The following is a 12,734-nucleotide window of genomic DNA, read 5'->3' as shown; positions in this document are numbered from 1 at the left end:
ATTTTCGAGGTCGTTGTCCCCGACTGCGCGGGGACGACGCAATGACAAAGGCGGGCGCACCGGTGGTGCGCCCGCGTCATTGCGTCACTTGAACTCGGTGGCCCAGTAGCTTTCGATCTGCGTCACCAGCTCGGCCGGCAGCGGTACGTAGTGCAGTTCGTTGGCCTGGGTCTGGCCATTCTCGAAGGCCCACTTGAAGAAGGCGCGGGTCTCGGCGCTGCGCTTGGCGTCCTTGGGCTGCTTGTGCATCAGCATGAAGTTGGTGGCGGTGATCGGCCACGCGTTGGCGCCCGGTGCATTGGTGATCACCAGGTTGAAGTCCTTGGCGTTGGCCCAGTCGGCGCTGGCCGCGGCGGCGGCAAAGGTTTCAGCGGTCGGCTGCACCCAGTTGCCGGCGGCGTTCTGCATCGAGGCGTACGGCATGTTGTTCTGCAGCGCGTAGGCCAGTTCGACATAGCCGATGGCACCCTTGATCTGCTTCACATACGAGGCCACGCCTTCGTTGCCCTTGCCGCCGACGCCGTCCGGCCACTGCAGCGAGGTGCCTTCGCCGACGCTGTCCTTCCACTGGCCACTGACCTTGGACAGGTAGTTGGAGAAGTTGAAGGTGGTGCCCGAGCCATCGGAGCGGTGCACCAGCGAGATCTTGGTGTCGGGCAGGGTCACGCCCGGGTTGGCATCGGCGATGGCCTTGTCGTTCCACTTGCCGATCTTGCCCAGGTAGATGGCCGCCAGCAGCGGGCCATCCAGACGCAGCTGGCCCGGCTGCAGGCCTTCGAGGTTCACCACCGGCACCACGCCGCCGATGGCCGACGGGAACTGGCCGAGGCCGGCCTGCGCCAGCTCTTCGGTGGACAGCGGCTTGTCGGAGGAACCGAAGTCCACGGTGTCGGCCTTGATCTGGGCGATGCCGCCACCGGAGCCAATGGACTGGTAGTTGACCTTGGCGCCGGTGGCGGCGTTGTAGTCGGCCGACCACTTGGACACCAGCGGGTAGATGAAGGAGGCGCCGGCACCGGCGATTTCGACCGACACCTTGTCGGTGGCGGCCGGTGTGTCGGCAGCGGCGTTCTGCGGGGCGGAAGCGGCCTGGTTGCCGTTGTCGCCACAGGCCGACAGGCCCAGGGCGATGGCCAGCGAAAGGGCGGCAAGACCGGTCGTGTGCAGCTTCATGCGTCACTCCATAGCGGGAGAAGGGCTGGCGGTACCAGCGGATGCGGCTATGAAATGATGTTTTTGTTACAGCCTGATTACATCGTCAAAGAAATCTGCAAACGGCAATGGAATCAACGGTTTCTGACGGCAGGCTGGATCGCCGCCGGTTCCGGCAACGGAGTCGTTGATGACACGTGCGGTGACATAAGTCTCGAAAGCCGAGGCATATCCGTCCGCAGGGATCAAGACATCGTGCCGGGACATACCTGCCCGCGTGGCGGCAGCAGCGTCGCGGGTATGGGCAACCTCAATGCTCCACCGGCAGTGGGCCTTGGATTGGGCAAGGGAAAGGGATCCGCAGTGCGGCTGGTTCACGCGCTTTGCGGCTTACGCGGTCCCTGCAGCAGTGGTGAACGGTATTGGCCGGCTCGCGGCTTGCGCGGTTTGCCGGAAGGCAAAAAGAAGGCGCGGATCGCTTGATCCGCGCCTGAGGCGACAGGGGAGAGAGGGACCTGCCGTCTCGTTGCTCAGTACTGCAGGTTCTGCTGCCAGTAGGTTTCGATCTGGCGCACCAGGCTGTCGGGCAGCGGCACGTAATCCAGCTGGCGGGCCTGTTGGTCACCGTTGGCATAGATCCAGCGGAAATACTCGACCGCAGCCTTGGCGCCTTCAGCACTCTTGGGCTGCTTGCGCATCAGGATGAAGTTGGTGGCGGTGATCGGCCAGGACTGGTCGCCCGGGGCGTTGGTCATCACCAGGTGGAAGTCGCGGGTGCCGGCCCAGTCGGCGCTGGCGGCAGCGGCGGAGAAGTTCTCCTCGCGCGGCTGCACGAAGTTGCCGGCGGCGTTCTTCATGCGCGAGAAGGTCAGGCGGTTCTGCAGCGCGTAGGAGAACTCGACGTAGCCGATGGCGCCCTTGATCTGCTTGACGTAGGCGGCCACGCCCTCGTTGCCCTTGCCACCGATGCCGACCGGCCACTGCACGCTGGTGCCTTCACCGACGCTGCTCTTCCAGTCGGCGTTGACCTTGGACAGGTAGTTGACGAAGTTGAAGGTGGTGCCCGAACCGTCGGAGCGGTGCACGACGGTGATCTTGGCATCGGGAAGGTCCAGGCCGCCGTTGAGCGCGACGATGGCCGGGTCGTTCCACTTGGTGATCCTGCCCAGGAAGATGTTGGCCAGGGTCGGGCCGTCCAGCTTCATCGCGCCCGCCTGCACGCCGGCGACATTGAGCACCGGCACCACGCCGCCGATCACCGACGGGAACTGCACCAGCCCCGCGGCGGCCAGTTCTTCCGGCTTGAGCGGCGCATCGGAGGAACCGAAGTCGACCGTGTTGGCCTTGATCTGGGCAATGCCGCCGCCCGAACCGATCGACTGGTAGTTCACCTGCTTGCCGGTGGCGGCGTTGTAGTCGGCCGACCACTTGGTCATGACCGGATAGATGAAGGAAGCGCCGGCGCCGGTGATGTCCGCCGCGTTGGCGGTGAACACGGAGGATGCGGCGAGGATGGCAACGGCGGCGCGCGACTTGAAGGTGTGGATCACGAAGGGCTCCTGGAAGAGAGAGGTGCGGAGGTTCCGCCCGGCGCCTATTGCATAGCCCTTCGATGACAGCGGCGGGTCGAACGTATGACGTTGCGGTGACAGCGCGGTTGCCGCCCGCTGCCGGTATGGCGAGGGACGTGGTGCTGCCGTATCGCTGCGGTCGAGCGGACGTGGTGTCTGCCCTCGCCATTGTCCTTGTCCTTGCCGCGCGCGATGGCATGGGGCGGAGGTCACCCGCATGTCATTGCGCTGAAGTGAATCTGTCACATTCGCCTGTCAGCCTTGGCGCTCCTTTGACGGGTCCCTCAGTGCTTCACCGGTGCGGCCCAGTACAGCCAGCAGTTCCAACGACAATCTGACCGGAGAGTTTCCCCATGCGTTATTCCCTTCTGGCTGCCGCACTCGGCGTTGCCCTGGGTACCACCAGTTTCACCGCGGCGGCCGACAGCCGTGACCAGCAGATTGCCGAACTGCGTGAGCAGATGGCGGCGATGCAGGCCAAGCTGCTGGAACTGGAAGAGCGCAGTGATGCCCAGTCCGGGGTCAACATCGACACCGCCGGCGCGCTCGACAAGCTGGCCAACAACAGCACCAAGGTCGAAACCAAGGGCGGGCTGAAGGTCACCTCGGCGGACAAGAAGTTCGAGGCGTCGCTGGGCGGGCGCATCCATTTCGACGCCTACGCGTTTGACCGCGATATCGCCGATACCACCGGCACCAGCGAGTTCCGCCGCGCGCGCCTGACCCTCGGTGGCAAGGCCTATGGCTGGGAGTACAAGCTGGAGCAGGATTTCTCCGCCGGCAGCAATCTGGACGGCCTGCGTGATGCCTACATCGCCAGGTCGGCGCTCGGCGGCAAGTTCACCATCGGTCACTTCAAGCCCTATCGCGCGATGGAGGAGCTGACCAGCTCTAATGAGCTGCTGATGATGGAGCGCCCGTTTGCAACCGCCACCGGGCTGTTCAGCGGCCGCCAGTTCCAGCAGGGCGTGGGCTACCTGCGTGCGGGCGAAAACTACACCGCCGGCCTGAGCGTGTTCAACCTGCGCGGCGCCGCCAGCAGCCGCACCGAGGGCACCGGCATGGCCGGCCGTGTCACCTACGCGCCGATCAACGATGAGAACCGCACCCTGCACCTGGGCGCATGGTTCAGCCATGAGAACGCCAACAAGGGCTCGGGTGACCTGTCGGCAACCGCCAATTACGCCGGCCGCCGTGGCCCGTCGCAGAAGATCGCCACCACCACCGGTGCCAGCCGCAGCCAGGTCGATGTGTATGCGGTGGAAGCGGCCGGTTCGTTCGGCCCGGCGTTCTTGCAGGCCGAGTATGCCGACGCCACCTTCGGCCAGCCGGGTACGCGCGATCAGGACGTCACCACCTACTACGTGCAGGGCAGCCTGATGCTCAATGGCGGGCACAAGGGCTACAAGGCTGGCACCGGCGTGTTCGCCTCGCCGAAGGTGGGCAACCATGGTCTGTGGGAGCTGACCGCCCGCTATGACAGCGCCGAGAACGACACCCTCGATTACGGAGTCAGCAGCTGGCTGATGGGCGTGAACTACTACGTCAACCCGAGCCTGCGCTTCATGCTCAACTACACCAAGGGCGACAACGAGGTCACCGGCGACAAGACCGGCCAGTACGCACTGCGCACCCAGTTCAACTGGTAAGCCGCGGGTATCGACTGGATGCAAACCCGGCAGTTGCGGTCTGCGTGGAATGGTTCGGCTGCTGGAAAACAACAACGCCCCATCAGGGGCGTTGTTGTTTGATGGGACAGGGCAAGTGCTGCACGCGTTTGTGCATCAACGTGTTGTCCAGTGCGACGCCGTCGAGGTGTACCGTTTGCCGCCGGTCCACGGTGAAGCCGTGCGTTGCGAAAAATCCTTCCGCACTGCGGCTGACGTGGGCATGCAGGGCGCTGAGGCCGCGCTGCGCCGCCTGCTGTTCGATATGCCGCATCAAGGCGCCGCCTACGCCGCGCCGGGCGTGTCCGGCGTCGACGAAGAAGTGGTCGATGAGTCCGTCCGCCTGCAGATCGGCATAGCCGGCCATCACGTCCCCGCGCATCGCGATGAACGGCCGGAGGCGCTGGATACGCGCATTCCACGCGGCGATGTCCATGGCAGTGCCCGCCCAGGCCGCGCGCTGCCTGCGGTCGTAGTCGGCGGTGGTCAGGCCCTCGATCGCACGGATGAATATCTGTCGCAGTCCCGGCTCATCGCCGCTGCCGAAGGCACGGATGGTGATCTGCGGGCGAGCACTTCCGGAGTGTGGAGGCACCGGCTGCCGTTTGCGCATCTGCAACGTCCTGTTCCGGGGAGCGGAGGGAAACCTTCGACCGGGCTACCAGTCGATGGTTCCGCGGATCACGGTCTGCACCTGGCCACCGGACCAGACTTCGCCATCCGCGTCGATGTGCAGTTCCAGCAGCGCGTCGTGGCCGACCTCGCGGCCCTGGCTGGCGGTGTAGCGCTTGCTGTTGCCGGGCAGCGCGTTGCGCTCATCCAGCCACGCGGCCAGCACCGCATTGGCCGCGCCGGAGGCGGCATCCTCGAAACGACGACCGTTGCCGACGAAGGCACGCACGACCAGCTGGTAGGCCGCACCTTCGCTGCGGGCGTAGGCGAACACGCCCATCGCGCCGGTGCTTTCGGCCAGCGTGGCGATCGCGTCCCAGTCCGGGGCGAGCGTGCGCAGGCTGGCTTCGTCGGCCACTTCCACCAGCCACCAGCGGCGGCCGCCGTCCATCAGCACCGGCGGCAGCCCGTCCAGCGGCCAGCCACTGATCGCCGGTTGCAGGCGCGGATCGTCGGCGCCGACCACTTCGGCCACCGCCGCACGCGGGGTGCGGATGGCGATGGTGCGCACGCCGCCATGCTCGCTGATGCGCAGCGGCAGCTGCCCGGCGATACCGTCCTGGATCAGCTGGCCGTCGAGCGGCGCGGCGAGGCCGGCTTCCAGCACCGCATGTGCACTGCCGACGCTGGGATGGCCGGCGAACGGCACTTCCTTCTGCGGTGCGAACATGCGGATGCGGTAGCTGGTGCCCGGCACGGTGGGCGCGCTGATGAAGGTCGTCTCGGGCAGACGGGTCCAGCGGGCGATGGCCTGCATCGCGGCGTCATCCAGACCGTCGGCATCGAGCACCACGGCCAGCGGATTGCCGGTGCCGGGGCGCGGGGCGAAGACATCCAGTTGCAGGAAGCGGCGGGTGGTCATGGCGGGGTATCCGTAATCAGTGGAGCGGGTGGGCAATCAGCTGGCAGGCGGGGTGCGCATGTGGTGCAGGGAGGCCGCTCACCATTGCAGTTGCCCGGAAATCACCTGCTGTACCTCGCCGCCGATCCAGATGTTGGAATCGCCGTCGACCTCCACCCGCACCTCGCCGGCGCGGCCCAGCTCACGGCCCTGGCTGGCCAGGTACTGCTGGAACGGCTTGATCCGGCCCTGTGCCAGCAGGTGCGCGGCGACCAGCGCATTGGCGCTGCCGGTGACCGGATCTTCGTTGATGCCGACGCCGGGAGCGAAAGCGCGCAGCACATATTGATAGCCGACGTCCGGGCGGTCGGCGGCGGCGAACACCGCCAGTTTGCCGCGCCCGGGCAGGGCGGCGATGGCGGCCAGTTCCGGCTGGTAGCGGCGCAGCGCGGCTTCGCTGCCGGCTTCCAGCAGCCACCAGTCCGGGCCGTTGTTCCACAGTTCCGGGGCATGGCCGGGCTTGGCCAGCGCTGCCAGGCCTTCGGGCAGTGCGGGTACTTCGATGGCGCGGCGCTCGGCCTGCGGGCTGCGCACGCGGATCTGGCGGAACCAGCGGCCGCCCTGCACCCGCACCGGCAGCAGCCCGGCGGCACATTGCTGGACCAGCTGGCCGGCATCATCGGGCGTGGCCAGTCCCAGCTCGACCGCCGCCCACGCCGCGCCGACGCTGGGGTGGCCGGCGAACGGCAGTTCGCCCTTCGGGGTGAAGATGCGGATGCGGTAGCTGGCGCCCTCGTCCGGCGGCAGGAAGAAGATGGTCTCGGACAGGTTCAGCCATGCGGCGATGGCCTGCATGGCGGCATCGTCCAGACCTTCGCTGTCGACGATGACGCCCAGCGGGTTGCCGGCGCCCGGGCGGGCGGCGAAGACGTCCAGTTGCAGGTAACGACGTGCGGTCATGGCGGAGTGCATGGAATGGGGCGGGCCAGCTTAGGCAAGCCGGGCCGAAATGTCCCCCCCGCGCGGCCGCAGGACGGGGCGGAACAGATGGCGGTTTGCGCGCTGGAACAGGCCCGGCCCGGGTCTGCCGGAGGCGATCACCTCGCAGCGGAGGGGTGCAAACAGGAAAACGGCGGGCTGCCCGCTTCAGATAGCCGCAACAAAAACGCAGCCATGTCATTCACGGCGCATATGCGGCAGTACACACGAAAAGAATATGGTTCCTGCGCGGGCGGGCCAGTCTGTGAACGCATCCGATCCGTGCCTGGGAGGGTGCAGCCGGCAGCGATGCGTGCGCTGCCTTCAGCCCAGAACGAAGGCGGCGACCACGCGCCGGTCCTCAGCCGCCAATACGTTGAAGGTGCGCGCGGCCGAGGCGTTGGTCATCACCTCGATGCCGATGCCCTTGGTGAGGCAGGCGGCCATCACCGCCGCGGGCGGGAAAACCTGGCGTTCCCCGGTGCCGAGAATCACCAGTGCCGGCTCCATCGCCAATACCGCGTCCAGGTGTGCCGGGGTGAGTTGCGTCTGCGAGGTGACCGGCCAGTCTTCGACCAGCTGGTCCGGTGCGAGCAGGAAGCTGCGGCTGAGGACGCGGTCGTTGACCTTGGCCTGGTGCCCATCGGCGGAGCGCAGGCTGTAGGCGTAATCAGGCAGTTCCCGGCTGAGGTGCATCTGCAGGTGCCTCGCCGGTCAGCCGCGGGGCAGCACGATCTGGCGCTGCTCCTTGCTGGGGCGGTACAGCACCGCCACATGGCCGATGCGCTGCACCAGTGCACAGTCGCTGGCGGCGACCAGCTCGGCAATCATCGTGTCGCGTGCTTCGCGGTCTTCGGCGCCGACCTTCACTTTGATCAGCTCGTGGCGTTCCAGTACTTCGTCCAGCTCCGCCAGGAATGCTGGCGTAACCCCCTTTCCACCGATCTGCAGCAGGGCTTTCAGGTCGTGCGCAGCACCGCGCAAAAATCGGTTCTGGGCCGGGGTCAGGGCGATAGACATACAGGAACACAGGTAATCAAGGGGGTTCAGGGTATCATGGCGGCCCCCTCCGGCTCTGTTTCCGATGGCCTCCCGCAGTAAAAGCAGTCAACGCTGGTTGAAAGAACATTTCTCCGATCCCTTCGTGAAGAAGGCGCAGGCGGAAGGCATGCGTTCGCGTGCCGCCTACAAGCTGGAGGAGATGCTTGCGCGTGACCGCCTACTGAAGCCGGACATGGTCGTGGTCGACCTCGGCGCCGCTCCCGGCGGCTGGTCGCAACAGGTGCGCAAGCAGATGGGCGACAGCGGCCGCGTGCTGGCGCTGGACATCCTGGAGATGCCGCCGCTGGCCGGCGTGGAGTTCCTTCATGGGGACTTCAGGGAGGAAGCCGTCCTATCGCAGTTCGAAGCCATGCTCGGCGGTCAGCCGGTAGACCTTGTGCTGTCGGATATGGCCCCCAATAAGAGTGGTATGACGGCGGTCGACCAGCCGCGGATGATGTACCTGGCGGAGTTGGCACTGGATTTTTCCGACAACCACCTCAAGCCCGGTGGGGCGTTCCTGATCAAGCTGTTCCAGGGCGTCGGCTTTGATGACTACGTGCGTGAAATGCGCCGTCGTTTCGACAAGGTCGTGATCCGCAAGCCGGAGGCCTCCCGCGCCCGTTCGCCGGAAGTCTATGCCCTCGGGCAGGGCAAGCGGGCACAGATCAAGTAAGCTAAACCATACGCATTGCGTCAGAAATTAGAGGAACATCGGAGCCGATGAGGATGAACGACCTGACCAAAAACCTCCTGCTATGGGTGGTTGTCGCCGTCGTGCTGATGGTGGTGTTCCAGAGCTTTGCGCCGCGCAACAGCGCGGTGACGGCCGGTGACGCACGCAATTACACGCAGTTCCTGCAGGAAGTGGATTCCGGCCGCATCAAGTCGGTGGAGTACACCGACAAGACCACGCTGACCACCAACCATCTGCGCTTCAAGCGTGCCGATGGTTCGGAAGGCCAGCTGTTCGCGCCGGCCGATCCCAAGCTGCTGGACCAGCTGTACTCCAAGAACATCGAAGTGGCGCGCCAGGAGCCGGCCACCGGCCCGGGTTTCTGGGGGCTGGTGCTGCAGTTCCTGCCGGTGCTGCTGCTGATCGGTTTCTGGATCTTCATGATGCGGCAGATGCAGGGCGGTGGCGGTGGTGCCAAGGGCGCGATGTCCTTCGGCAAGTCGCGCGCCAAGCTGCAGGGGGAGGACCAGATCAAGGTCACCTTCGCCGACGTCGCCGGGTGTGACGAGGCCAAGGAGGAAGTCGGCGAACTGGTCGAATTCCTGCGCGATCCGACCAAGTTCACCAAGCTTGGCGGCAAGATTCCGCGCGGTGTGCTGATGGTCGGTCCGCCGGGCACCGGCAAGACGCTGCTGGCGCGCGCCATCGCCGGCGAGGCCAAGGTGCCGTTCTTCGCGATCTCCGGTTCGGACTTCGTCGAGATGTTCGTCGGCGTCGGCGCCAGCCGCGTGCGCGACATGTTCGAGCAGGCCAAGAAGCACGCGCCGTGCATCATCTTCATCGACGAGATCGATGCGGTGGGCCGTCACCGCGGCTCGGGCATGGGCGGTGGCCACGACGAGCGCGAGCAGACCCTGAACCAGATGCTGGTCGAAATGGACGGCTTCGAGGGTGGTGAGGGCGTCATCGTGATTGCCGCCACCAACCGTCCGGACGTACTGGACAAGGCGCTGCTGCGTCCGGGCCGTTTCGACCGCCAGGTGATGGTCGGCCTGCCCGACATCAAGGGCCGCGAGCAGATCCTGCGCGTGCACCTGCGCAAGGTGCCGGCCGCCGATGATGTGCGTCCGGAAGTGCTGGCGCGTGGCACCCCGGGCTTCTCCGGTGCCGACCTTGCCAACCTGATCAATGAAGGCGCCCTGTTTGCGGCCCGTCGCAACAAGGACGAGGTCGAGATGAAGGACTTCGAGGACGCCAAGGACAAGATCTACATGGGTCCGGAACGTCGTAGCATGGTCATGCGCGAGGATGAGCGTCGCAACACCGCTTACCACGAGTCCGGCCACGCCGTTGTCGCCATGTCGCTGCCCAAGGCCGACCCGGTGCACAAGGTCACCATCATGCCGCGTGGCTGGGCGCTGGGCGTGACCTGGCAGCTGCCCGAGCACGACCACATCAGCAAGTACAAGGACCGCATGCTGGAAGAGCTGGCGATCCTGTTCGGTGGCCGCATCGCCGAGGAGATCTTCGTCGGCCAGATGTCCACCGGCGCCTCCAACGATTTCGAGCGCGCGACCAAGCTGGCGCGTGGCATGGTCACCAAGTACGGCATGTCCGATGTGCTGGGTACCATGGTCTACGCCGACGATGAAGGCGGCTACGGCATCCAGAGCAAGACCATTTCCGAGGCCACCCAGCAGAAGGTGGATGCGGAGATCCGCCGCATCCTCGACGAGCAGTACGCCGTCGCCTACAGGATCCTGGATGAGAAGCGCGACATCGTCGAGGCGATGACCGCCGCGCTGCTGGACTGGGAAACCATCGATGCCGAGCAGGTCAAGGCGATCATGGAAGGCCGCAAGCCTTCGCCGCCGGCAGGATGGGTGGAAAAGGGTGGCGGCAACGGCCCGGCCGGGGATGACAAGGGCGGTGACGAACAGCGCCCGGTCGCACCGATCAGCAGTGATCCGGCCAGCCAGCACTGACCGCCACTGTGATCTGCAGCAAACGGGCCGGCCTTCCGGCCCGTTTGCGTATGCGCCGCCGCAGGCACTGGGAGAGAATAGGCGCATCTCCCGCTTTTCCCGGTCCCCGTGATGAATACTCCCCAGTCGCCGCAGCCACCACCGCTGCACCTGCCCGAAATGGTCATCGCCACCGTCGCCGGCGTCAGTTTCGGGGTGAAAACCGGCAACTACTTTGCCGGCATCTTCGTGGGTGTGGTGCTGGGCGTGGTGCTGAGCATCATCGGCAACCGGGTCCGCTCAAGGAACAAACCGTGATGTTCGACGTCGCTCCGACACTGGATTGCCGTGGCCGTGTGCTGCGGCTGGATCGTGCGCAGGTGATGGGCATCGTCAATGTCACCCCGGATTCGTTTTCCGATGGCGGCTTGCACTTCGATACCGCGGCGGCGATCGCCCATGGGTTGGCGCTGGTCGAGCAGGGCGCGGACCTGCTGGATGTCGGAGGCGAGTCCACCCGTCCCGGCGCTGCTCCGGTGTCGGCGCAGGAGGAGATTGCACGCGTGGTGCCGGTGATCGAGGCGCTGGTCGCGCAGGTATCGGTGCCGGTCAGCATCGATACCTGCAAGCCGGAAGTGATGCGCGCCGCGTTGGCGGCCGGGGCCGGGATGGTCAATGACGTGCAGGCGCTGCGCCAGCCCGGTGCACTGGAAGCCGTGGCCGATTCCGGCGCCGCGGTGGTGCTGATGCATGCGCTCGGCGGGCCGCATGACGCGGGTGTGGCGTGGCACAGCGATGATGTCGCCGGCGAGGTGCAGCGCTTCCTGGCCGAACGCATCTTTGCCGCGGAAATGGCCGGCATCGCCCGCAGCCGGCTGGTGGTCGATCCGGGTTACGGCTTCAACAAGGATGCCGCGCAGAATTTCGCGCTGCTGGCGGCGCAGGAAAAACTGCTGGTGCTGGGCGTGCCGCTGCTGGCCGGGCTGTCGCGCAAGCGCTGCATCGGTGACGTCACCGGGCGTGCGGCTGCTGCCGAGCGCGTGGCCGGCTCGGTGGCCGCGCATCTGCTGGCGGTACAGCGCGGGGCCAAGCTCGTGCGCGTGCATGACGTGGCCGCCACGGTCGATGCGCTCAAGGTGCTGGCGGCATTGGATGCGGTGCCGGCGCCGCGTGCCGACAGGCCGGCGCTGCCATGCTGGCCGGATGAGGACTGATGGCGGTTGATACCCGGCCACTGGCCATCGCGCTGATGGGGCCGACCGCCTCGGGCAAGACCGCCGCGGCGATCGCGTTGGCCAAGGCGTATGAGGGCGAGATCGTCAGCGTCGATTCGGCGCTGGTGTACCGCGGGCTGGAGATCGGCGCGGCCAAGCCCGATGCCGCCGAGCGCGCCGGCATTCCCCACCACCTGCTGGATGTGCGCGATCCGTGGCAGAGCTATTCGGCCGCCGAGTTCGCCAGCGATGCGGCGGTGGCGGTGCGGGAGATTGTCGCGCGCGGCAAGCTGCCGATCCTCGCGGGTGGTACCGGGCTCTACTTCCGTGCCTTGCTGCAGGGCCTGTCGCCGATGCCGGAGGCCGATCCGGCGATCCGTGCGCACATCAGCGCCGAGGCGGAGCTGGTCGGCTGGCCGGCGTTGCATGCGCAGCTGGCGCAGATCGATCCGCTCGCGGCCGGACGCATCCATGCCACCGACCCGCAGCGGATCCAGCGGGCGCTGGAAGTCTTCCGCCTGACCGGCAAGCCGATCAGCTACTGGCAGGCGCTGCCGGGTGTCGCCCGGCTGCCGGCGCGGGTGTTGAAGCTGGTGCTGGCACCGGCCGAGCGCGCGGTGCTGCATCAGCGCATCGAAAAGCGTTTCGACCTGATGCTCGAACACGGTTTCCTGGATGAAGTGCGCCGCCTGCGCGCGCTGCCGCAGATGAGGCAGGTGGCGGCCCCGCTGGATCTGCCGGCGGTGCGTGCGGTGGGCTACCGCCAGGCCTGGCAGTATCTGGACGGGCAGGGCAGTGCCAGCGAGTTCCGCGACAAGGGGATATTCGCCACGCGCCAGCTGGCCAAGCGGCAGTTGACCTGGCTGCGCGGCGAGCTGGATGCGCGCTGGTTCGACCCGGCACGCGACCTGCCCCGTCTGCAGGACGCGGTGTCACTGTTTCTGGGCCGCTGAGGGCA

Annotated in this window: 14 protein-coding genes; 7 read left to right on the top strand and 7 right to left on the bottom strand. The window is 66.5% G+C overall.

Going from position 1 to position 12,734, the window contains the following annotated elements; all coding sequences use genetic code 11:
- Positions 1 to 84: 84 nt before the first annotated feature.
- Positions 85 to 1,173 carry a phosphate ABC transporter substrate-binding protein PstS gene (pstS, locus tag ACSBPQ_RS10470; protein ID WP_442682091.1) on the bottom strand — a complete coding sequence of 363 codons (1,089 nt, stop codon included), beginning with the start codon at positions 1,171 to 1,173 and terminating at the stop codon, positions 85 to 87.
- Between the two features lie 54 nt (positions 1,174 to 1,227).
- Here pstS (ACSBPQ_RS10470) and ACSBPQ_RS10465 point away from each other — a divergent pair, with 54 nt between their 5' ends.
- A complete protein-coding gene (locus ACSBPQ_RS10465; RefSeq protein ID WP_442682090.1) occupies positions 1,228 to 1,635 on the top strand; it encodes a hypothetical protein in 408 nt (135 codons plus the stop codon).
- A 47-nt stretch (positions 1,636 to 1,682) separates the two neighbouring features.
- Here the strand turns inward: ACSBPQ_RS10465 and pstS (ACSBPQ_RS10460) are convergent, their stop codons facing one another.
- Positions 1,683 to 2,702 (bottom strand): phosphate ABC transporter substrate-binding protein PstS, encoded by a 1,020-nt coding sequence (gene pstS / locus ACSBPQ_RS10460; RefSeq protein ID WP_442682089.1) that lies wholly within the window; start codon positions 2,700 to 2,702, stop codon positions 1,683 to 1,685.
- A 374-nt stretch (positions 2,703 to 3,076) separates the two neighbouring features.
- Here pstS (ACSBPQ_RS10460) and ACSBPQ_RS10455 point away from each other — a divergent pair, with 374 nt between their 5' ends.
- Positions 3,077 to 4,372 carry an OprO/OprP family phosphate-selective porin gene (locus ACSBPQ_RS10455; RefSeq protein ID WP_442682088.1) on the top strand — a complete coding sequence of 432 codons (1,296 nt, stop codon included), beginning with the start codon at positions 3,077 to 3,079 and terminating at the stop codon, positions 4,370 to 4,372.
- An 82-nt stretch (positions 4,373 to 4,454) separates the two neighbouring features.
- On the opposite strand, the gene ACSBPQ_RS10450 is transcribed toward ACSBPQ_RS10455, so the two are convergent.
- The 5 genes from ACSBPQ_RS10450 to yhbY all read right to left on the bottom strand — a co-directional run bounded on the left by ACSBPQ_RS10450 (position 4,455) and on the right by yhbY (position 7,901).
- On the bottom strand, positions 4,455 to 5,003 hold the full coding sequence (locus ACSBPQ_RS10450; protein ID WP_442682087.1) for a GNAT family N-acetyltransferase: 549 nt from the start codon (positions 5,001 to 5,003) through the stop codon (positions 4,455 to 4,457).
- Between the two features lie 45 nt (positions 5,004 to 5,048).
- Positions 5,049 to 5,924, bottom strand: coding sequence for a PhzF family phenazine biosynthesis protein (locus ACSBPQ_RS10445; protein WP_442682086.1), 876 nt, complete (start codon positions 5,922 to 5,924; stop codon positions 5,049 to 5,051).
- A 78-nt stretch (positions 5,925 to 6,002) separates the two neighbouring features.
- Complete coding sequence (locus ACSBPQ_RS10440; protein WP_442682085.1) at positions 6,003 to 6,863, bottom strand: PhzF family phenazine biosynthesis protein; 861 nt, start codon at positions 6,861 to 6,863, stop codon at positions 6,003 to 6,005.
- 342 nt (positions 6,864 to 7,205) lie between these two features.
- Complete coding sequence (locus tag ACSBPQ_RS10435) at positions 7,206 to 7,577, bottom strand: Mth938-like domain-containing protein (RefSeq protein WP_442682084.1); 372 nt, start codon at positions 7,575 to 7,577, stop codon at positions 7,206 to 7,208.
- An 18-nt stretch (positions 7,578 to 7,595) separates the two neighbouring features.
- Positions 7,596 to 7,901, bottom strand: coding sequence for a ribosome assembly RNA-binding protein YhbY (yhbY, locus tag ACSBPQ_RS10430; protein WP_442682083.1), 306 nt, complete (start codon positions 7,899 to 7,901; stop codon positions 7,596 to 7,598).
- A 64-nt stretch (positions 7,902 to 7,965) separates the two neighbouring features.
- Here yhbY and rlmE point away from each other — a divergent pair, with 64 nt between their 5' ends.
- The 5 genes from rlmE to miaA all read left to right on the top strand — a co-directional run bounded on the left by rlmE (position 7,966) and on the right by miaA (position 12,729).
- A complete protein-coding gene (gene rlmE, locus ACSBPQ_RS10425) occupies positions 7,966 to 8,598 on the top strand; it encodes a 23S rRNA (uridine(2552)-2'-O)-methyltransferase RlmE (protein ID WP_442682082.1) in 633 nt (210 codons plus the stop codon).
- A gap of 53 nt (positions 8,599 to 8,651) precedes the next feature.
- On the top strand, positions 8,652 to 10,583 hold the full coding sequence (ftsH, locus tag ACSBPQ_RS10420) for an ATP-dependent zinc metalloprotease FtsH (protein WP_442682081.1): 1,932 nt from the start codon (positions 8,652 to 8,654) through the stop codon (positions 10,581 to 10,583).
- A gap of 111 nt (positions 10,584 to 10,694) precedes the next feature.
- A complete protein-coding gene (locus ACSBPQ_RS10415; protein WP_442682080.1) occupies positions 10,695 to 10,880 on the top strand; it encodes a hypothetical protein in 186 nt (61 codons plus the stop codon).
- On the top strand, positions 10,880 to 11,776 hold the full coding sequence (folP, locus tag ACSBPQ_RS10410; RefSeq protein WP_442682079.1) for a dihydropteroate synthase: 897 nt from the start codon (positions 10,880 to 10,882) through the stop codon (positions 11,774 to 11,776). Before ACSBPQ_RS10415 ends, folP begins: the two co-directional genes overlap by 1 nt.
- Positions 11,776 to 12,729 (top strand): tRNA (adenosine(37)-N6)-dimethylallyltransferase MiaA, encoded by a 954-nt coding sequence (gene miaA / locus ACSBPQ_RS10405; RefSeq protein ID WP_442682078.1) that lies wholly within the window; start codon positions 11,776 to 11,778, stop codon positions 12,727 to 12,729. The genes folP and miaA overlap by 1 nt, the downstream gene beginning before the upstream one ends.
- Positions 12,730 to 12,734: the final 5 nt, after the last annotated feature.

Origin of the sequence: Stenotrophomonas sp. JC08 (genome assembly GCF_052180205.1) — a bacterium.
GTDB lineage: Bacteria > Pseudomonadota > Gammaproteobacteria > Xanthomonadales > Xanthomonadaceae > Stenotrophomonas.
Note: the sequence above shows the minus strand (reverse complement) of the source record. Positions and strands in the feature narration are given on the sequence as shown.

Excerpts from the sequence above, each read along its gene's own strand:
- miaA (WP_442682078.1), top strand. The coding sequence starts at position 11,776 with ATGGCGGTTGATACCCGGCCACTGGCCATCGCGCTGATGGGGCCGACC.
- ACSBPQ_RS10455 (WP_442682088.1), top strand. The coding sequence starts at position 3,077 with ATGCGTTATTCCCTTCTGGCTGCCGCACTCGGCGTTGCCCTGGGTACC.
- ftsH (WP_442682081.1), top strand. The coding sequence starts at position 8,652 with ATGAACGACCTGACCAAAAACCTCCTGCTATGGGTGGTTGTCGCCGTC.
- pstS (WP_442682091.1), bottom strand. The coding sequence starts at position 1,173 with ATGAAGCTGCACACGACCGGTCTTGCCGCCCTTTCGCTGGCCATCGCC.
- folP (WP_442682079.1), top strand. The coding sequence starts at position 10,880 with ATGTTCGACGTCGCTCCGACACTGGATTGCCGTGGCCGTGTGCTGCGG.
- ACSBPQ_RS10435 (WP_442682084.1), bottom strand. The coding sequence starts at position 7,577 with ATGCACCTCAGCCGGGAACTGCCTGATTACGCCTACAGCCTGCGCTCC.
- rlmE (WP_442682082.1), top strand. The coding sequence starts at position 7,966 with ATGGCCTCCCGCAGTAAAAGCAGTCAACGCTGGTTGAAAGAACATTTC.
- ACSBPQ_RS10440 (WP_442682085.1), bottom strand. The coding sequence starts at position 6,863 with ATGACCGCACGTCGTTACCTGCAACTGGACGTCTTCGCCGCCCGCCCG.
- yhbY (WP_442682083.1), bottom strand. The coding sequence starts at position 7,901 with ATGTCTATCGCCCTGACCCCGGCCCAGAACCGATTTTTGCGCGGTGCT.
- ACSBPQ_RS10445 (WP_442682086.1), bottom strand. The coding sequence starts at position 5,924 with ATGACCACCCGCCGCTTCCTGCAACTGGATGTCTTCGCCCCGCGCCCC.
- ACSBPQ_RS10450 (WP_442682087.1), bottom strand. The coding sequence starts at position 5,003 with ATGCGCAAACGGCAGCCGGTGCCTCCACACTCCGGAAGTGCTCGCCCG.
- ACSBPQ_RS10465 (WP_442682090.1), top strand. The coding sequence starts at position 1,228 with ATGATGTTTTTGTTACAGCCTGATTACATCGTCAAAGAAATCTGCAAA.
- ACSBPQ_RS10415 (WP_442682080.1), top strand. The coding sequence starts at position 10,695 with ATGAATACTCCCCAGTCGCCGCAGCCACCACCGCTGCACCTGCCCGAA.